The organism is Streptomyces sp. NPDC057438 (genome assembly GCF_042802995.1).
Classification (GTDB): domain Bacteria; phylum Actinomycetota; class Actinomycetes; order Streptomycetales; family Streptomycetaceae; genus Streptomyces.
In genome coordinates this window covers 15,966-35,992 of record NZ_JBHVDD010000014.1, presented here as the reverse complement: position 1 = coordinate 35,992, position 20,027 = coordinate 15,966, and the positions used below count along the sequence as shown (strand labels likewise).

General features: G+C 68.4%; 12 protein-coding genes and 1 pseudogene. 7 read left to right on the top strand and 6 right to left on the bottom strand.

The annotated features are described in order from the left end of the window. Positions 1-458: 458 nt before the first annotated feature. The 4 genes from ACFU5F_RS11100 to drmB are packed head-to-tail and all read left to right on the top strand — an operon-like array spanning position 459 to position 12,239. A complete protein-coding gene (locus ACFU5F_RS11100; protein WP_383885114.1) occupies positions 459-5,225 on the top strand; it encodes a DEAD/DEAH box helicase in 4,767 nt (1,588 codons plus the stop codon). Beyond that, positions 5,222-7,126: a UvrD-helicase domain-containing protein gene (locus ACFU5F_RS11095; RefSeq protein WP_383885111.1), complete on the top strand. Its 1,905-nt coding sequence runs from the start codon at positions 5,222-5,224 to the stop codon at positions 7,124-7,126. Before ACFU5F_RS11100 ends, ACFU5F_RS11095 begins: the two co-directional genes overlap by 4 nt. Continuing rightward, a complete protein-coding gene (locus ACFU5F_RS11090) occupies positions 7,123-10,377 on the top strand; it encodes a helicase-related protein (protein ID WP_383885108.1) in 3,255 nt (1,084 codons plus the stop codon). Before ACFU5F_RS11095 ends, ACFU5F_RS11090 begins: the two co-directional genes overlap by 4 nt. Then, positions 10,374-12,239: a DrmB family protein gene (gene drmB, locus ACFU5F_RS11085; RefSeq protein WP_383885105.1), complete on the top strand. Its 1,866-nt coding sequence runs from the start codon at positions 10,374-10,376 to the stop codon at positions 12,237-12,239. The genes ACFU5F_RS11090 and drmB overlap by 4 nt, the downstream gene beginning before the upstream one ends. Positions 12,240-12,319: 80 nt before the next feature. Here the strand turns inward: drmB and ACFU5F_RS11080 are convergent, their stop codons facing one another. Then, on the bottom strand, positions 12,320-13,021 hold the full coding sequence (locus ACFU5F_RS11080; RefSeq protein ID WP_383885102.1) for an ATP-binding protein: 702 nt from the start codon (positions 13,019-13,021) through the stop codon (positions 12,320-12,322). 219 nt (positions 13,022-13,240) lie between these two features. Between ACFU5F_RS11080 and ACFU5F_RS11075 the strand changes: the two genes are divergently transcribed. The 3 genes and pseudogenes from ACFU5F_RS11075 to ACFU5F_RS11065 all read left to right on the top strand — a co-directional run bounded on the left by ACFU5F_RS11075 (position 13,241) and on the right by ACFU5F_RS11065 (position 15,340). Beyond that, positions 13,241-14,089, top strand: a complete 849-nt coding sequence (locus ACFU5F_RS11075) for a helix-turn-helix domain-containing protein (protein ID WP_383885099.1) — start codon at positions 13,241-13,243, stop codon at positions 14,087-14,089. After that, complete coding sequence (locus tag ACFU5F_RS11070; protein WP_383885096.1) at positions 14,077-14,304, top strand: DUF397 domain-containing protein; 228 nt, start codon at positions 14,077-14,079, stop codon at positions 14,302-14,304. Before ACFU5F_RS11075 ends, ACFU5F_RS11070 begins: the two co-directional genes overlap by 13 nt. Before the next feature lie 493 nt (positions 14,305-14,797). Then, positions 14,798-15,340 (top strand): annotated as a pseudogene (locus ACFU5F_RS11065) (CYTH domain-containing protein). A 22-nt stretch (positions 15,341-15,362) separates the two neighbouring features. On the opposite strand, the gene ACFU5F_RS11060 reads toward ACFU5F_RS11065, so the two are convergent. The 5 genes from ACFU5F_RS11060 to ACFU5F_RS11040 all read right to left on the bottom strand — a co-directional run bounded on the left by ACFU5F_RS11060 (position 15,363) and on the right by ACFU5F_RS11040 (position 20,023). Continuing rightward, the gene (locus tag ACFU5F_RS11060) at positions 15,363-15,668 is read right to left on the bottom strand and encodes a hypothetical protein (RefSeq protein ID WP_383885093.1); all 306 of its coding nucleotides are present in this window, start codon (positions 15,666-15,668) and stop codon (positions 15,363-15,365) included. 110 nt (positions 15,669-15,778) lie between these two features. Next, positions 15,779-16,258 carry a hypothetical protein gene (locus tag ACFU5F_RS11055; RefSeq protein WP_383885090.1) on the bottom strand — a complete coding sequence of 160 codons (480 nt, stop codon included), beginning with the start codon at positions 16,256-16,258 and terminating at the stop codon, positions 15,779-15,781. Positions 16,259-16,310: 52 nt separating this feature from the next. Beyond that, positions 16,311-17,486: a winged helix DNA-binding domain-containing protein gene (locus ACFU5F_RS11050; protein WP_383885087.1), complete on the bottom strand. Its 1,176-nt coding sequence runs from the start codon at positions 17,484-17,486 to the stop codon at positions 16,311-16,313. A gap of 101 nt (positions 17,487-17,587) precedes the next feature. Then, entirely contained in the window at positions 17,588-19,099 is a 1,512-nt protein-coding gene (locus ACFU5F_RS11045; RefSeq protein WP_383885084.1) for a hypothetical protein, read from the bottom strand. Positions 19,100-19,600: 501 nt separating this feature from the next. Then, positions 19,601-20,023 carry an Hsp20/alpha crystallin family protein gene (locus tag ACFU5F_RS11040; RefSeq protein ID WP_383885081.1) on the bottom strand — a complete coding sequence of 141 codons (423 nt, stop codon included), beginning with the start codon at positions 20,021-20,023 and terminating at the stop codon, positions 19,601-19,603. Positions 20,024-20,027 lie beyond the last annotated feature (4 nt).

Here is a 20,027-nt window from a genome sequence, read left to right as displayed (position 1 = left end):
GAAATTCTCATACCGTTTTCCACGAGGGGTCAACCGTGTCTTTATGCACCCCTGCGGCCGTTTTTGACAGGGGGACCTGAAATGGATGCACACGACACTTACGACCTCGATTCGGGACGCGGCATGAATTTGCTTCTCCTGGACATGCACACGACACTTACGACCTCGATTCGGGACGCGGCATGAATTTGCTTCTCCTGGACATGCACAGGGGAATCATCACGCCCAAGGAGGTGGCATACCTGCTTAAGGGACATCCGCGTGAAGACGAGTTCTGGTCCCATTGCCCTCAATTGAGGGACGACGTCTGACGCCTCTTCCACCACATACTGCGGGTTGCATGGCCCGCACAGAGAAGACTCCTTACCTTACTTCCCCTCCACCAGCTCAAACGTGCTGCGCAGTCGGCCCTCACGCACACTCTCACTCGAACCCTCTGACTCAGGAGTGCAGGACCAGTGTCGTCTTCGTTCTCTCCGGTAATTGAAACCGTTATCGAGCAGTCTTCCCGTGTCCTCAAAACCTATGCCGTAGACCCCGGTCTCGTGGCCGAGCACGCCAATGGTGAGCGTCGTATCACCCAGGGCGGTTACGGCGACCGTCAGCTTTTCGAACTCGTCCAGAACGCGGCCGACGAAATCGCCGACCAGCCCGGTGGACGGGTCCATGTCGTCCTCACAGGGACCCATCTGTACTGCGCGAACGAGGGTAATCCCGTCACCCCCGAGGGCGCCGAGACCATCCTGCGAATGAGCATGTCGAAGAAGCGTGGAGGGCAGATCGGCAGGTTCGGTGTGGGCGTGAAATCGGTCCTCGTCGTGACCGATGCGCCGGAATTCTTCAGCAGCACCGGAAGTTTCGGATTCGACCGCGCCTGGTCGTACGAGCAAATCAAGAACGTGCCCGGCGTGGCGACTCGATACGGTCAGGAATTCGACGCCCCCGTGCTGCGGATGGCCCGCCCTCTCGACGCGCAGGCGAAGCGCGCCACCGACCCCGTCCTGGACGAGTTGCTGACCTGGGCGACCACCGTCGTACGCCTGCCCCTGTTGCCGAAGGCGGACCGCCGGCTGGGCCTGGACATGCACGGTGGGCGAGCCAGGGAACACGGCGAGCCCCGCGACGAGTTCCCTGTGGGCTTCCAGCTTTTCTCGCCGCACGTCGCCAAGGTCGTTCTGGAGGACCGTCGTCCCCGGCCTGCGGCACTCCGCGTTCTGACCACGAAGCAGGCCGGGGACCTGCACACCGTGATCGAGGAGCGCAGCGGAAAGACCGCAACCACCATCCGCTGGCGCGTGTTCACCACCTCGCACACGCCCGGCCCTGCGGCCCGCGCGGACGCCGGCGAACTCCATGACCGTGTCTCCCTCGACCTCTCCTGGGGCGTTCCCGCCCTGGAGAAGGACCCGTCCTCCGGCCTGTACGTCAACTCGCGGATCCGTGGCCGCGGCCGCTTCTGGTCCTTCTTCCCCACCAAGTACGAAATGTCCTTGAGCGGCATCCTCAACGGAGCGTGGAAAACCAACGAGGACCGGCAGAACCTGCTCGACTCCTCACCTTTCAACCAGGAGATGATCAGGGTGTCGGCGGCGTTGGTCGTCGACTCGCTTCCCGCGCTGTCGCCCGCCGAGGACCCAGCCGCCTACCTCCCCTTGCTTCCCGGACGTGTCAAGGAGTCGATCAGCTGGGCGGACGAGTTCCTGACTCGGGAGATCTGGGCCCGGGCCGCAACCCGTCCGTCGCTGCCCGACCAGGACGGTGTGCTGCGCGCCCCCGCCGAACTGCGCATCCACCCCCGGTTCGACAAGAAGGATCTGAAGCGGTTGGCCGGGTGGCTGCGGATGTGGCACGAGTGCCCCGGGCGCCCCTCGAACTGGCTGCACCCGAGCGTCGAAACCGACTTCCTGCGTTCCGGAAAGGTCGAGCACATCCTCGACGCGGCCCGGCACGAGCGAACGGATGTCCGCGCCTGGCTGGAGGCCTTGGTCGGGAGCGGTACCGCCGAGGCTTCGGCCGTGGCCGTCCGGATCCTCGCAGACATGATCGAGGTCGGCTCCCCCTTCGCGGACGAGGCCCGCAAGGCACGCATCGTGCTCACCGAGGAGCACGGACTCGTCTCCCCCGTGCCGGGCCGGGTGTTCCGCCGCGCGGACCAGGGTGGGCTGCGTGAATCCCTTGTCTATGTGGACGACGCACTCGCCCAGGACCCGTCGCTGGCCCACGCTCTCAACGTGCTCGGCATCCGCGAGGCAGACATCGAAGGGCGTTTCGTCAGCGTCCTCGACCAGGGCTTCGACGGATACCGGGACGCCGAGTGGCAGCGATTCTGGGAGCTGTTCCGCAAGGCCGGGACCCGCCAGTTGACGCACAAGGTGTTGGAGCGGGTTGCAACGCCCACCTCCACTCTGCGTGTGCGGACCGCCGATGGAAGGTTCCGGCCGATCCAGGACTGCATGCTTCCGGGCAGGGTGGTCGACGCGCGACGTGACCCGAGCGTCGCCGTCGACATGGCGTTCCATTCCGACGACGTGGCCTTCTTCGCCCAAGTCGGTCTACGGGACCGGCCCACCACAGGAGTGCGCCCGAAGGAGGGCGAGGCCTGGTTCGAGGAGTATCGGGAAGCCATGCACTCTGCCTATCTGCATACTTTGGACGAGCGCGCGCAGCGCCCCGCGCTCAGCCGCGTGAAGGTCGAGGGAGCCGCCATCGGCGGCCCGCTTCACCTGTTCCGCCTGCTCTCCGAAGAGTCCCGTGCCGCGTTCCTCAAGGCGCTTCCCGACGACGCCGTGGTGGACAACTGGACCCGTCAGATCGGTGCGCAGAGCAGCACCCGGCAAGCCGTGGAATCCCCGATCCGCTGGATGCTGTGGAACTACGGCACCGCCGCCACTTCCCAGGGCGTCAAGCCACTGAAGGAGGCCGTGGGCCCCCAACTCGCTGCCTACCGTGATGTGTTGCCGGTCGCCGACCTGTCTGCCGAAAAGGCCCGCAAGTTGCGGCTTCCGTCGACGGTCGACGAAGTTCCGGCAGATCGCTGGGCCACGCTCCTCGACGAGGTGTCCCGAAGCGAGGACGACTCCTTCGTGGGCGCCACCTACGTGATGCTGACCCGGTTCGGCGCGGACTTCCCCGAGGACGCCCTCACCCGATGCCGTATCGGGGACACCTGGGGAACCCGTCCCGACGACGAGATCACGATCGCCGTCGGTCCTGCCGAGTACGGGGTTCTCCGCGCCGAGCAGCTCCCCGCGCTGCTCGTGCCGACCGCCGGGGATGCCGAACTGATGGTCGAGAAGTGGGGCATGCTCCGCTACGCCGACATGATCAGCCGGGAGACCCGTGAGGTGGTCGAGGGCGATCCGGTCCCCTTGGTCGAGCTGTATCCCGGCCTGCGCAGGCACCTCAACAGCTCCAACAGGAACAGTCTGGTGCAGCGGTGCATCGAGCTGGAAGAGGTCACCCGCACGCCCAACGGGACCCAGGGCACCCCTTTGGACGCCGTACGCCAGGACGGCACCGTCAAGGTCCGTGTCCCGCTGGATCCCGAACCGATGCTCCGGCTGATCGACCGCGAACTGGGTCTGGGCCTGGGCGCGTCCGGCTGCCGGGCCGTGCTCGAACATCAGGACCGGATGGCCCGGGACGGCGCGATGCAGGCGGCCCGGAAGGCCGTGCGTGACACCGACGACGTGGTCACCAAGATCGAGCTGCTGGTCGGGGCGGAGGCGCTCCGGATCGGGCTCCCCGAAGGGTTGATGGAGGCGGAGCTGCAGGCGACCGACGGCGTACAACCCTCGGGACGGCGGATCGCGCAGATGGCTTTCAACGCGCACGGCGACGGTGTCCTCCATCAGCACGCCCGCGACATCCAGGCAAGGTTCCCCGACGCCCCCGTCGCCTACACCGGCTCCTCGTCCGCCGTCTCCTTCGTGTCGGACCTGAAGCTTCCGGGGTCCTTCGCGGGCTCCCGCACCCCGTCCCGAGCGGCGTTCGAGATCATCGAGGGGCCTCGGGACTTCCCGAGCCTCCACGCGTACCAGGAGGATCTGGTCCGCAACATCACCACCATGCTCGACCGTCTCGCTCCCCAGCGCGGGATGCTGTCGCTGCCGACCGGCGCGGGCAAGACCCGGGTCACCGCCGAGGCCGTGATCCGCTGGGTCAAGCGCGTCAACGACCTGAGCGGACCGCTGCTGTGGATCGCGCAGAGCGATGAACTGTGCGAACAGGCCGTGCAGAGCTGGAAGTTCGTCTGGAGCAAGGTTGGTGCGGAGCGTCCGCTCACCATCAGCCGGCTCTGGGGCGGCAACGAGGTCGGGAACGTCCTCGACCACCCGCATCTGGTGGTCGCCACCGACGCCAAACTGGACCGCTGCCTGGACACCGAACCGTACACGTGGCTGCGTCAGGCCTCACTGGTGATCGTGGACGAGGCCCACACCGCCGTCTCCCCGCGGTACACCGCGATTCTGCGGCAGTTGGGGCTCACCCAGTACGAGACCGGTCGACACCTGCTCGGTCTGACGGCCACGCCCTTCCGCAACACCAACGAGGAGGAGACGCGCCGTCTGGTCGGTCGCTTCGGGAACCGTCGGCTCGACGAAGGTGTCTTCCCGTCCGGTGATCCGTACCGGGACCTCCAGGAGTGGGGGATGCTCGCGCAGGTGGAACACCGCACGCTGGAAGGTGGTCGGATCGAACTGACCCGTGACGAAAAGGCTCAGGCCGAACGGATGGCGATGCTGTCCCGTGCCGCCGAGCAGCGGCTCGCCGACGACCACGCGCGCAGCAGGCGCATCGTCGACTCAGTGGTCGATGTGGTCGACGACGGGCCGACGCTGATCTTCGCCACCTCCGTCGACCATGCCAAGTACCTGTCGGCCATGCTCAACGACCGGGGCATCCGGTCCGCGGCCGTGGACGCGACGACCAGCGACCAGGACCGCCGCACACGCGTCGAGCAGTTCCGCGAGGGACGCATCCAGGTGCTCACCAACTACGGCGTGCTCGCCCAGGGATTCGATGCCCCGGCCACCCGTACCGTGGTGGTGGCCCGCCCCGTCTACAGCACCAACGTCTATCAGCAGATGATCGGACGCGGCCTGCGTGGTCCGCGCAACGGCGGTAAGCCCACCTGTCTGATCCTCAACGTCAGCGACAACATCGCGAACTTCGACACCCGACTCGCTTTCACCGAGTTCGAGCACCTGTGGAGCAGAACGTGACCGACGCCTACCTCGACAGCCCACCGCTCACCGACGAGCAGCGGGCCGTGGTCGAGCAGCCCTGGGACGCCCGTGTTCTCGTCACCGCGGGCGCCGGGGCAGGCAAGACGCACACTCTGGTGCGCCGGCTCGACGCGCTGTGCGGTCATGAGGACCCCGAAGAGGCGTTGGAGGCCGCCGAGATCCTGGTGCTCACCTTCTCTCGGGCCGCCGCCCGCGAGTTGCGCGAGCGCATCGCCCGGCACGGGGAGCGGGCCGGGCGGGTGCGGGCGCAGACATTCGACGCCTGGGCATACGGGGTGCTCCTTCAGTGGCAGCCGTACGGCGAGTGGGGTGCGGTCGGCTTCGACGAGCGGATCGGTGCCGCCACTCAGGCGGTCGAGGAGGGCGCGCTGGAGACCGGCGACGCCGTCCCGCCCGCCCATGTCGTGATCGACGAGGTACAGGACCTGGTGGGCGGGCGACGAGAGCTGGTGGAGACCCTACTCGACCGGTACCAAGACAGCTGCGGCTTCACCGTCGTCGGCGACGCCGCCCAGTCCGTGTACGGCTTCCAGATCGAGGACTTGGCCGAGCGTGCCGACGAGACCGGTCGATTTTTCGACTGGCTGCGCGGCTCGTACCCCGACGAACTCGTGGAGATGCGCCTCACACGCAACTTCCGCGCCGTCACCGCCGAGGCCCGGATCGCGTTGACGCACGGTCCCCGGCTCCAACAGGTCATCGACGCGGACGAGGCGGCGACCGCGTACGAGGAACTGCGCGAACTACTCCTTGATCCGGCAAACGACCTGGGCGACCTCACCGACCCCTTCGCCTTGGAAGGGTTGCGGACCTTCCCCGACACCTGCGCGATCCTCACCCGCGACAACCGGCAGGCCTTGGTGATCTCCGAGCTGCTGCACGAGAACGGCGTCGAGCACCGGTTGCGGCGCCCCCTCGAAGAGCGGCCAGTGCCCTACTGGGTTGCCGAGCTGCTGCGCCGCACCGAAGCGACCGGCCTCACCGAGGACCGGTTCCGCTCGGTGCTCACGGAGATCCCCTTTCCGTACGAGCCCGACGTGACCGTCCTGTGGACGGTCCTGCGCCGGGTCGCCCACGCGGCCGGACGCGGTGTGCTCGATCTGGAGCGGCTGCGTCGTGCAGTTGCAGACGGCAGGTTCCCCGACGACGCTGCCGACCCGGAGACCGCGCGCCTCGTCGTCTCCACCGTGCATCGGGCCAAGGGGCTCGAATTCGACCGGGTGATCGTTCTGACCCCACCGACCATCGCCGAGCTGCGCAAGCAGTACAAGGACGACTTGGATCTCCCCGCCGAGGCCCGAGCCCTGTACGTGGCGATGACTCGCGCCCGCGAGGACCTGTATCACGCAGGGGCACCCGAGCTGCCGATCTTCAAAAGGGCCGGCGGGCGCAAGAACGGTCGACGCTATGTCGGCGGATGGCGGTCGTACGACAGGTTCGGCCTCGTGGTCGAGGCGGGGGACGTCAGCCGGGACAACCCACCCGGCCACGAGACCGACGCGGTCGCGACCCAGGCGTACCTACTGGCGCAGGTGAGCCCCGGACAGGAAGTCGTACTGCGCAAGCGGCACGATGTACCGATGGGTGAGTACCAGAGCCCGCCGTACGCCTTGCTGCACGACGGTCGGGAGATCGGTGAGGCGTCGGAGCGGTTCCGCGAGGAACTGTTCCAGGTGCAGAAGGTGAACCGGACATGGGAACCCTGGTGGCCCGACGAGATCCACGGCACCCGGATCGACACCCTGGAGACGGTGACGGGCAGCGCCGCGGCCGGCGCCAACGCCGGGCTCGGTGACCGTGGGGCATGGATCGCCCCTCGGATCACCGGCATCGGCAGGTATCGACGGGCTGACGAGAACGAGGAGCAGCGCACATGACGCAGGTGGCAGGCCGACACTCCGAGCACTACCGGGTCAGGGACCAGGATCTGCTGGTGGGGCTCCGCCGCGAGCTTCTCGGCCCCACTGTGGACGCCACGGCTGAGGACCGAGACGAGATCCTCACCCAGGACGCGCCGATCGATCGGTACCTGACCGGGGTCCTCTACCCACGACCGGCCGACCCGACCTCGGAGCAGCGGATCCGTGAGGACGATGCCGAGCAGGACGGCCTGGACATCGCTCCGCTGCGCACGGGTGACAACGTCGAGGAGTCCGGTACCGCGCAGGAGGTGGGCGCCGCGAGCTCCCGCCGTCCGTCGTCGATGGGATTGACCTTCGCGGTCGACCCGGCCATAAGCGACGCGATCGTCGTCTCGGCGCGAGCCGCCCTCTACGAACCCACCGATCCGGAGGGAAAGTCGATCGAGGCTCGGCGTGCCGAGGCTCGGACCACGTCCGACCAGCGGGAGCAGTGGCGGCGCAGGGAGCTGGAGCTGCCGGACACCGAGGTCGACGTGACCGCTCCCGCCCCCGACAGGAAGTTCGAACTCGGCGCGGGGGTCCGATTGCGGGTCAACGTCCGACGCCCTCACCCGATCACCGGCACGGTCACGGTCACCGTCACACTCGTCAACACCCACCAGGTCGGCGAACGCGAACTCCAGGACGCGTTCTCCCTGTTCCAGTGCGGCCTGACCGTCCGAGCGATCAACGGCTCCACAGCATTCGTCGAGCGCCCCGCGCCAACGTTCGCCCATGACCCGGAGGTCGCCACCAGCAGGCTGCTGCACCGCCACGCTCCGACCTTCGCCGTCGGCCACGGCTGCGCCGCCGCATGGGACTGGACACCACCACCGGTCGGCATGACCGACACCCGAAGGGCCGCGGTCGCGGAGGTGCGGAGCGAGTTCGTGCCTTCCGTGGAAGTACTGCTCACCGACTCCAATCCGGAGATCGACAGCTCGGCGCTGTCCATGCTAGGGCTGGCCGAGAAGCCCGAGAGCGACGTCCTGACCGCTCTGGAGGATCTCGCCACCGGATATGAGGCCTGGATCGACCGGAAGGCGGCGGAAGCGGACGCGTTGACGGGCGACGCCCACGAGCAGCCCGCGCTGGAACAGGTGGAAGCCTGTCGTGAGGCGCTCGACCGGATCCGCGAGGGCATCGAGCTGCTGCGGACCGAGCCCGACCTGATGAGGGCGTTCCGGCTCGCCAACAAAGCCATGGCCGACCAGCGCGCCCGCAGTGCCTGGGTGAAAAGCGGCCGGGTCGGAGCCCCCGACCCGGCCGCCGGTCGCTGGCGCCCCTTCCAGATCGCGTTCGTGCTGCTCTGCCTGGCAGGCATCCACGACCCCGGGCACCGAGACCGCGACGTATCCGACCTGCTGTGGTTCCCCACCGGCGGTGGCAAGACCGAGGCCTATCTCGGTCTCATCGCCCTCACGTCGTTCCTGCGTCGTATCCGCAAGGGAGCGGATGGCGGTGGCGTCACCGTCCTCATGCGCTACACGCTGCGGCTGCTCACCCTCCAGCAGTTCGAGCGTGCGGCGATCCTTCTCTGCGCCATGGAGAAAATGCGGCGCCACACACCCGGGTTGGGGCATGAAGAGTTCTCCATCGGCATGTGGGTGGGTCGCTCGGCCACCCCCAACAAGTTGGCCGTGGCGGACCAGAAGCTCGACGAGCTGCGCAGGAACCTCGACAAGCGCCTCGCCACCGAGAATCCCGTCCAGTTGCACGCCTGCCCTTGGTGCGGAACCCGCCTGGACGCCCGGAACTACGAGGCCGACGTGGACGCCAAGCGGATGCACGTCCGCTGTCCCAACACTGACTGCGAGTTCGCCCACGGCCTCCCCGTCCACCTGATCGACGAGGCGGTGTACGACGCACGGCCGACACTGGTGATCGCCACCGTCGACAAGTTCGCGTCGATGCCGTGGCGCCCGGAGACAGCGGCACTCTTCAACCTCGACGACCTGAACGGTGACACTCCGCCCCCGGAACTGATCATTCAGGACGAACTCCACCTGATCTCGGGCCCGTTGGGCACCCTCACCGGCCTGTACGAGACCGCCGTGGACGCGCTGGCGGGCCGTCCCAAGGTGATCGCCTCCACGGCGACGATCCGTCGCGCCGCCGACCAAGGACGCCACCTCTTCGCACGCGGCGTGCGCCAGTTCCCGCCCGCCGGCCTGGACGCGCGCGACTCGTGGTTCGCCGTGGAGACACCCCGCGAGGAGAAGGCGAGCCGCCGCTATGTCGGCCTCCTGGCGCCCGGCACCAGTCAGTCCACCCTGCTGATCCGCACGTACGCCACTCTGCTGCACCGGGCCAAGAACGCAGAGACCACCGACGAGGTTCGCGACGCGTACTGGAGTCTCGTCGGCTACTTCAACAGCCTCAGGCTGCTCTCCGCGGCCGAGCTCCAGGTCCACGACGACGTGGTGGCCTATCTGGAACTGCTCGGCGCGCGCGAGGGGGTAGAGGTCCGCCCGGTCACCAACTATTCGGAGCTGACCAGCCGAGTCGACGCCAGCGAGATTCCGACCCGTCTCAAAGGCATTGAGAAGAGGTTCCCCGACGACGACGCGGTGGACGTCCTCCTGGCCACCAACATGATCGCGGTGGGCGTGGACGTGGACCGCCTCGGTCTCATGGCCGTGATGGGCCAGCCGCAGACGACTGCCGAGTACATCCAGGCGACCAGCCGTGTCGGCCGCGCGCACCCCGGCCTGGTGACAGTCATGCTCAACTCGACCCGGTCCCGAGACCGTTCCCACTACGAGAGCTTCCAGCACTTCCACTCGGCGCTCTACCGTGAGGTCGAGTCCACCTCGGTGACACCGTTCTCCGCGCGCGCCCGCGACCGGGGCCTGCACGCGGTGATCGTCGCCCTGGCCCGCATCCTGATCGAGGACGCCCGCCCCAACCCTGGCGCGGGCAAGGTCGAGTCCTACGAACCCATCCTCCGAGGTCGCATCAAGTCCGTGCTCCTGAAGCGCGTGGAAGCGGTGAGCCCCGAGGAGGTCGAAGCCACGTCCCATGCCTTCGACGAATTCGTCGAGTGGTGGTGCAAGGAGGCGAGCAATCACAGTGAGTTGCTGTTCGAGCCGAAACGGGGCAGCCGTGCTCCCTCGCTCCTGAAGGCGTACGACGACGAGTCCGAGGACGCCGAGGCTTGGGCCACGCTGTGGAGCCTCCGCGACGTCGACGCCGAGTCCGCCCTGTTCATGGAGGGAACCCGATGACCCCGCCCCCCGCCCGCCGCCGTCGGACCGGCGCGAACGGCTCCGTCCCCGCCCACAATCTCCCGCGACGCGGTGCGGTCCGCCGCGCCCAGGCGATCACCACGTACGGCATCGGATCGCTCATCGCCGTCGACGCCGAGTCCTTCGTCGTCTCCGGCCTGGACGAAGCCGATCACAGCTGGAGCATCGACGAATCGCCTCGGATCCACGAACGACGACTGGCCCGCCTGCTCAGCGTCGACTACTTCCGGCTGCCGCCCGCGTCCGGGGACAGCAGCAAGGACGGTCTCAGGGTCCGGCGCTTCCCCTTGATGCACTCCTGCCCCGAGTGCGACGACCTGCAGCGGCACCGTGACTTCAACCCGCCGGCCGGTCGTAGCGTCTGCGGCACGTGCGGCGCCGACCTCGTCCCCTCCCGTTTCGTCGTCGCGTGCGAGGCCGGGCACCTCGGGGAGTTCCCGTACTGGCAGTGGGTGCACCGTTCCAAGGACCGGGGTGCCTCGACGACCGGGCAGTGCGGGGGGAAGCTCAAGCTGCGTACGTCCGGGCGTACGTCCTCACTGCGTTCGATCCTCGTCTCCTGCACCTGCGGAAAGGCTCCCGAGGTCTCGATGGAGGGCTCCTTCCGCAGGAACGCTCTGAAAGATCTGGGCCTCAAGTGCTTCGGACCCCGCCCGTGGCTCGGCACAGGCGCTCCGGCCCAGGAGTGCGGGCTCCCGCTGCGCACACTTCAGCGCGGTTCCTCAACGGTGTGGCAGCCGGTGCTGAAGTCGGCGCTCTCCATCCCTCCGTGGAGCAACGGTCGCGCGGATCCGCTGGCCGAGCACTGGGACGCGCTCCGCGTGTACGACAGCCGCGAGCACGTCGAGATCTATCTGAAGGGTGTCTTCAAAGGCAACTGCCCCGTACCGCTGGACGAAGTGATGGAGTTGCTCGACGCGGAGCGCGAGGAGGACTCCGACGGCGAGGCGGGCCCCACTTTCGACCATCGCTATCTCGCCCTCCGCAACAAGGAGTACGAGCGTCTCCGCTCGGGCAACGACGAGGGTGAGGACTCCCACGAGGAGCAGTTCGTCTGTGAGAGCCCGCTGGGCGACCAGAGCATTCTCGGCCCGCTCGGCGTCACGGGGCCGATGCTGGTGAAGAAGCTCCGCGAGGTACGCGCTCTGAAAGCGTTCACCCGACTCGCCGATCCCGACTCCACGACCGAGGCAAAGGAGATGCCGCTCTCCAGCTCTCCCTTGCGCTGGCTCCCGGCCATGGAGGTGCGCGGCGAAGGGGTCTTCCTCCGCCTGGACGAGGACCGGCTAGGCACCTGGGAGAGGGCCACGGCGGTGGCCTCGCGGGTCGAGCGGATGCGGACCGCTCACCAGCGGGTCCTGGAGCAACGGGCCGGCGACCCGAGCAGCGTCGTTCCCTCCCCGGCCACCCCTCGCATGGTGCTGCTGCACACCCTGGCCCACGTCCTCATCAACGAGTGGAGCCTGGACGCGGGCTATCCGGCCGCTTCCCTGCGCGAGCGCCTGTACACCGCTGACGACATGGCGGGAGTGCTCATCTACACCGCGACGAGCGACTCGGCGGGCAGCCTCGGCGGGCTCGTCGCACAGGGCGAGCCGAAGCGTCTCGACCAGGCGATCCGCTCGGCCGTCCACCGTGCCGCGTGGTGCTCCTCCGACCCGCTCTGTGTGGAGTCCGAGGCGTCCGGCGCGGGCGGCACCAATCTCGCCGCGTGCCACGCGTGCGTGATGCTCCCCGAGACGAGCTGCGAGCAGAACAACATCTTGCTCGATCGCGCACTGCTCGTCGGGACGCCGGAGGATCCCCGTCTGGGCTTCTTCGTAAGTCTGTTGGACCAGTGACGTCGGTACCGTGCGGGCCGGCAGAAGGAGAAGGCTGAGCCTGCTGCCGACCCCGCGGCACAACGCTCCGCACGCGCCCGTCAACTCCGCGTCTTCACAGGACGGTTCTGGCCTGAGCACCGCGTCTTCTCGGTTGCGTGGATCTGCGCCTCGAACCTGGTCTGAGCATGGTCCAGAACCTGGTCCGGGTCTTTGCCACTTGCCCGGAGCCAGTGCAGGAGGTCGGTGATCACACCGATCACCGCCTCTTCGGCCATGACCGTGCTCAGCCTGTTGTCGACGCTCGAAGCGGGCGGCGACTTCGTCGTGGCGTACACGCCGAGCAACGTCTCGGCTCTCGACACACCAGGGTCGTCGAAGCGACCGATCGGCGGCAGGCCCCCCGTGTCCAACTCGCACCAAGTGACCTTCCGGCCGTCATGAAGCTGAACACCCCAGCGGTCGGCGACGGCATCGACGAGGGCCATGCCGCGTCCGCACTCCGCATCGGCATCCGCGACTATGAGTGTGGGCTGGGCCCGGGTGTCGGGATCATGCACTTCGATGCGCAGGCGGGCGCCGCTCATCGAGACCGTGAGGGTGGCCGGGGTGCCGGGACCGACATGCGTGATGACGTTCGACACGAGTGCGCTGACACAGAGTTGGGCCTCGTCAACGATCTCTCCCAGGTCCCAGAGTCCCAGGTGAAGACGCAGCAGGCGCCTCAGGGCGGCGACCTCCTCGGGATCGGCTGTGAAGGTCAAGTCCCACGGTTGCCGAGACACCCACGGTTTCTGGATCACTCGAACCTCTTTCGTCGGATGCCGACTCCACCCCGACGACCCATGCTCGACGGAGTGTCATGCCTACTCACAGTGAGTAGTGCCCGCAGCAAGAATGCAGCCGGCCCATCTCTTTATGCAATGTGCACGGCGGGATTCCCACTTCCGAGTGATTGGCAGGCACACCCCTTGGCGCAAGACTGAACGCCCGCTATCCGACAGATGGTTGAAGGGGTTGAAATGGCCGGTTCACCGACGGCGCGACGTCGCCGTCTCTCGATCGAGCTGAAGAAGCTTCGCGAGAAGAGCGGGCTCACGTGCGCCCAGGTCGGAGCGGCGCTGGACTGGAGCGGCTCCAAGGTCAACCGGATGGAGACGGGCAGCGGACGGGTACAACCGTCCGACATCGATGCCCTGTGCCGGTTCCATGGCACGAGCGACGAGCTGCGCGAGTTTCTCAAGTCGCTGGCTCGGCAGGCCAAGACCCGCGGCTGGTGGCAGGTGCACGGTGCGGGCGTCCCCGAATGGTTCAACATCTACATCGGGTTGGAGCAGGACGCCTCGGTGCTCCGTCAGTATCAGTGCGAGTTGTTGCCGGGCCTCATGCAGACCGAGGGGTACGCCCGCGAACTCCACACGACGGGCGCGCACATGTCCGTCCAGGACATCGACCGAGCCGTACGCGTTCGCATGGAGCGCCAGGCCATGCTCGCTCGTCCCGACGCGCCCGATGCCTGGTTCGTCGTGAACGAGGGGGCCGTGCGCAACGTCGTCGGGGACAGGGCGCTGATGCGGGAACAATTGGGGCGCGTCGTGGAGTCCGCCGAGTTGCCGTCCGTCACTTTGCAGGTTCTCCCCTTCGACTCGGGGACCTGCCCGGCGACAGGCTCGTTCACGATGCTCGGCTTCCCCGCCCCGGAAGACCCGGATCTGGTCTACCGGGACGGCATCACCGATGCCGTCTACCTGGAAGGCGAGCACCATGTTCGTGAGTACACGAGGGCGTTCGACGGCCTGCGCGCAGCAGCTCTGAGCCCTCAGCGATCCGCCCAGTTGATCAAGTCCGTCTTGAAGGAATGCGCCAGATGAACATCGCAGGGACCTGCGACGACGACCGTCCGACGTGGTTCACGTCCTCGTACAGCAACGGCGCGGGGGGCGAGTGCGTGGAGTGCGCAATATCCGACGACCTCGCACTCATACGTGACTCCAAAAATCCGAACGGCCACGTCGTGGCCGTTGGCAGCGATGCTTGGCGCCTCTTCATCGACGCTCTGAAGCGCAGGAAGCCAGCACACTCGTAAAAGGAAGGCCCTTGCCATCCGGAGCGAGACAAGGTCGAGACACTCTTCGTCGATTGACTGCGGTTCGTCACGGGTCCTGTCCTCGCTCGCATACGGCGACGTGTCCTTGGACGCCATCGACCGACTACTCGAACTACGAGCCGTGCCGGAGGAGATCCACCTCATCGCCGGAGCGTCAGGGTTCCGCGTCTCGTACCGGCTGCCCAGTGGGAGGTTGATCAAGGCCAAGCACATTCGTCAGGTACGTCTGCCGGAGACGTGTGCGAGATGCCGCTTCAACAGCCCGACCGACTGCCAGGAGGGCTACTACGGGGTCCGTCTCTACCGAGACCCCAAGGGGACCTTCCACGTAGGTGTCTGTATTCAGCGTATGGACCTGTGTCTGCCCTTGGGCCAGTTCCTGGACAGTGCTGTCTGCAGCGAGATCACTGAAGTGCGCGAGCAGGAGTTCCGCGACCTGACGCGCAGTAGCTGTCACTTGTGAAGGAGAGCTGTGGCGCAACACGAGTACGAGGCGAAGTTCCTGAAGATCGACGTACAGAGCACCGTCGGCGCACTGCGGGCCGCCGGGGCCGAACAGGTCTTCCCCAGGACCATGTTCACCCGTCTGATCTTCGAGAACGACGCGGTGCAGGGGGCAGTGGCTACGCCTGCGGGACGAGGGCGGCAGGACCACGCTCACCTTGAAGCAGGTCACCGACGCCACTCACATCAACGGAACCACCGAGAGCGGAATCGAAGTCGATGACTTGGCCAAGACCACAGAGCTGCTCACGGCGCTCGGTCTGCGGCAGGTCCGCTACCAGCAGAACTACCGCGAAGAATGGCAACTGGACGGCGTCACTTACGACTTCGACACCTGGCCGGAGCTGGACACCTTCCTGGAGATCGAGAGTTCTTCCGGGCGGCCGTGCGGGATGCCGTGACGGCTCTGGGCTTGGACTACGCCCACGCCCGCTTCGGCAGCATCGACTTGATCTACAAGAGCGAACTGGGGCGGGACATCCTCGCCGAGCCGACGCTCCTCTTCGCGTGATCCCGCACGAGCATCCGGACGTTTACACCCCCATAAGCGGAGCCTCAGTCGCCACCACCCCCATCCCCGCCCCGCCCCCGCAGCTGAAGCCCCCGCCCCAGTCCGGGGTGGAGTCGGTGTCGAGGTCGGAGTCGCGGTCCAGGGCCCTGCCCATACGGGTCAGGGTGCGGCCGAGGCCCGACGGAAGGGGATGCGCGCTGAGGACGCCGCGTCGGACCGGGCCGTTCGAGAGCGCCGCGGGGCCGTCGAGGAGGTACGCGGGCAGGCTCTCCTCGTGTTGGGCCGACCGCTTCGCCGTCTGCCCGCCCGGGTCGGACGGTGGCGGCACCCCGTCGCCAGGCCTCGTGCGGCCGGCCGACGGAGGCCGCGTCCGCGAAGCGGACTTCTCGCAGTGGCCGTCCGGTGCCGGTGGTGCGGTGGGGTCTCCGCGGCCCGGCGTCATGGGACGTCCCGAGGATCGGGGACCGAGCCGTAGTCCTCGGAGTGGTCTCGGGTCAGTGCGGCCAGGAGTCCGGGGTCGGAGTGGATCTCGGCCGTGTGCTGCCAGGCGATGAGGAGTTGGGCGACGGACGCGCTGTTGCCGACGGAGTCCGCGGCGCGCATGGTGTCGACCAGTTCGACGGCGAAGGCGTGGACGTCGGCCTCCGAGAGGAAGCGCACCCAGGGGAACGCGTCCGGCAGTATGTCGAGGAGCAGTTCCATGCTGCCGGGCTCGCGGCGGGCCATCGCGGCCAGCATCCGGGTGGCCGCCGACACGACGGTCTGGTCCTGCTCGGCTCGCGCCGCGGTGGTGAGCACCAGGTCCTCGCCGTCCCTGCGGTGCAGAAGCAGTCTCGGCGATTCCTGGAGCCGGGCCAGTGTCTGCTTGTTCTTGTTCACCAGCTCGGAGAAGTTCACGGCCGCTCTCCCGGCACTCATGACTTTGAAAGTACTTCGAAACTTAGAGAGGGCACCACACTCCGGGGCGCCCTCACCCGAAAGAGAGCAGCCGAGTCTCCGCCGCTTCCGGGAACGGCTTGGCCCACCAGTGGTCGTAGCGGCCGTACGGGGTCATGTCTCCGCGAGTGGTGAGGAAGGCGTGCAGGGTGGCGGCCTCCGTCGCCAGGGCCTCCCAGACCCCGTCCGGGAGCGGATGGAAAGCCGTGGCCTCGATCGATTCGCCGACCGGGCGCCACACCCCCGCCACATACCCGTCCACCAGCAGCGTCGGCAGGACGTCGCCGTTCACGCGGGTCACGTGTCTGCGGTACTCGGCGGGCAGGAGGCGGCCCCGGTCGGCGTAGGCCAGGAGCGTGCTGTCCCACATGGCCATCAGGCGGGGTGGGGCGGGGGTGTCCTCCGGGGGGCGGGGGGCGCCCGGGATGTCGTAGAGGGTTGTCCTGGTGTCGGGGGCTTGGAGTGTTTCGAGTTCGTCCGGCATGGAGGACAGCGCCTCCTTGATGCGGTGCTGCTGGACCAGGGCGAACTGGGCCATGTCCGCCACCGATGCCGGGCCGAAGCCCTGGAGGTAGCGGCGGATCAGGGTGCGCAGGGCCGCAGGGGGCGCTTCGAGGTCGGTGAGTGCGGGGCGCGGGGAGGCCGCCACGTACGACTGGCGGGTGTCGAAGGACCAGGGGCCGCCTGTCGGGGCGTGCCACAGGGGCGCGTAGTGGCGGAGCATGCGGTGGGCGCTGGAGTCCAGGGCCACGGCGGTGCCGAGGTGGTCGTCCAGCCAGGTTCTGAGTTCGGCGGCCGTGCGCGGGGAGGCGTCGGCGTAGGTCAGGAGGGGCGGGAGGAAGGCGTCGGTGTCGGAGGCCGTCAGGCCGGAGGCCCGGTAGCGGGGATCGCCCAGGCGGGAGCCCCGGAGGGTGGGTTCCACGGCCTCGCGGAACGGGGTGTAGTCGTCGGCGCGCACCATGTGGACCGTGACCCGCATCAGGGTCGCCCTGACCAGGCGGTGGTCGGCGAGTGCCGCGTCCAGGGTGGTGGGGTCGAAGGGCGACAGGCGGTTCCACAGGGCGATGTACGGGGAGGCCGGCTGCTGGGCCTGGACGGCCACGATGCGCCGCACCGCCTCCGTCACGGTCAACGGCTCCCGGGCGAGGAGGAGTTGACGGGCGAGCGTGGCACGGTTGAGCGCGCGGGCGGTGAGCTTCGGGGTCCCCATGGCGCGATTCTCTCTCCCCCGCTTCGGTCGGGGTTCTCCGCCCTGCGGGCCCTGCCCCCCGTGGGGGACAGGGCCCGCGCCACGCAAGTCCGAGCGGCTTGCTACGTCTTCGCCTCGCCCTTCGTCAGCAGCCACTCCTCGTGCAGCGCGCCCAGCGGGATCTTCGTCTGGAAGATCGGTGTGCCGAAGATGGAGAGCTGGATGTTGAGCGTGCCGGTGAGGTCGATGCCGCCGTACAGGGCCCAAGAGCCGGAGGCGGAGCCCGTGCCGTCGGCCGAGCCCTCGGCGGTCGCGTCGGCCTCGGCGCGGAGGTAGGGGGCCACGTCGGCGGTGACGCCCACCGTGCCGTAGAGGCCGACCGTCGCCTCGGCGCCCATCGCGGCCTTGACGTCACCGACGGCGGTGACCGTCGTCTTCAGGGGCTCACCGGTCATGTGGGACTCACTGACGCCCTGCCAGCCCTTGGACCAGGTGAAGTTGCCGCCGACCTTGAAGTCGCCCTTGAGGTCCTGCTCGACGTCGACCGTGACGCGGCCGTCGGCGGTCACCTCGAAGTAGCAGACGAGGTCGAGGTTGACGACGATCGGGACCGGGCCCGCCTGGATCACGGGGTCGGCGTGCAGTTCGGCGAAGGGGATACGGATCGGCTTGCCGTCGGTCGAGCCGGCCGCGCGGCCCTTCAGCGACCACTGGGAGGCCCAGTCGCCGGTCAGGCCCAGGAACGCGCCGCCGGGCGAGGAGCCCGTGCCGGAGCCGGAGCCGTCGTACGAGAAGGCGACCTCGGGGGCGAGCTGGACGAAGCCCTCGACCGACGCGGCGGCCGAGGCGGGGGCGCCCGGGGCGGTCTCCACGGCGGCGCCGACGTCGATGCGCAGGCTGCCCAGCGGGAGTTTCGCGCCCTCGGGGCCGAAGGTCAGGTCGCCGGTCTTGGCCCAGGAGACCTTCACGCCCTGGACGAGCGGGTCGACCTCCAGGGTGGACGGGTCGACGGGGACCGTGCCCTTCGCCTCGCGCTCGCCGAGGACCGCGTCGAGCGTGGCCGGCTCCGTCTCGACCGTCGTACCGCCGTCCGCCGCGGTGTCGACGATCTCCGTCACCTCGGCCAGTACGCCGTCGGGGGCGCCGGGGGCGGGAGCGCTGGCTATGACGTCGCCGACGGCCACGGCGGCCTCGGGCTTCACGGCGTCCGAGTCCGAATCCGAGCCCGTGCCCGAGTCCGGGGGCGTGTCGGAGGCGTCCGGAGTGGAGGTGCCCGGGGTGTCGCTCCGCGACGGGGTCGCCGACGGCTCGGCGTCCGGGCGGGACGGGGGTGCCGCGATGACGGCCCGGCCGCTCTTGCGGTCGTACGAGGCGACCTTGAGCGCGGACTTCTCGGCCTCGCCGCGGGCGTCCGCGTCGGCGTCGGCCACGGCGGTGGGGGCGGCGCCGTCGGTCGGGGCGGAGACGACGGCGAGCTGTTCCCCGGCGGCGCCGGGCCCGGGGGTCTCGGCCGTGGTGGCGGCCGCCCGGCCGGTGGTGGTGGGGGATTCGGTGGCGCAGCCGGTGGCCAGCAGGGTCGCGACGGTGATCGCCGACAGTGCCGTGACCAGGGCATGTCTTCTGAGCTTGTGCACGCGTGAGTCCTCGGGAGCGGTGACAGGGGGGTGCGCTTCAGGAGGGAAGGAGGGACAGGAGGGAAGGAGGGACAGGAAGGGCAGATGGGCAGATGGGCAGGAGGGACGGCTGAGCGGCATGGCGTAGACGCCATGACGGCAGGCCGGAGAGCAGGCGCGAGTCGTGAGGTGGCGTCTGGCGGTGAGGGGTGGGCCGGGCGGCACAGCGGTCCTCATGACCGTGCGCACGCGGTGGTTACCTCCCAGTAGCCAGCATGAGCATGCCAGGCCGCCAGGGTGATGCGAACCACTTCCCCCACACCTTCGCAGTGGCGTGGATCACATTTCGGCGGGGCTCAACTGCGCGGCCGGGGAAGGGAGTTGCGGGAGCGGGTGGGTCGGGGTCCGGCCCCCGGGAACGGGCAGCCGGGGGCGGACGCGCGGGAGGGGCGGGAGGAGTGAGAGGCACAGGTGCCTGTGCGTCTCACCCTCCCGCCCCTCCACCGTGGGCGTGGTACCGGGTCAGCGGTTGAGCTGGCGGCGGTCGGCGCCGCCGCTGACCTGGATCTTGCGCGGCTTGGCCTTCTCGGCGACCGGGATGCGCAGCGTCAGGACGCCGGCGTCGTACGAGGCGTCGACGCGGTCGGCGTCGAGGGTGTCGCCGAGGAACAGCTGGCGGCTGAAGACACCCGTCGGGCGCTCGGCGGCGACCATCTCGGCGCTCTCGGGGGCCGGGGAGCGGCGCTCGGCGTGGACGTTCAGGACGTTGCGCTCGATGTCCAGGTCGATGGTCTCCGGGTCGATGCCCGGGAGGTCGAAGTGGACGACGAAGTCGTCACCGGACCGGTAGGCGTCCATCGGCATGACGGCGGGCCGCTTGTCGGAACCGAACACCTGCTGCGCGAGTCGGTCGAATTCGCGGAAGGGGTCGGTGCGCATGAGCATCACG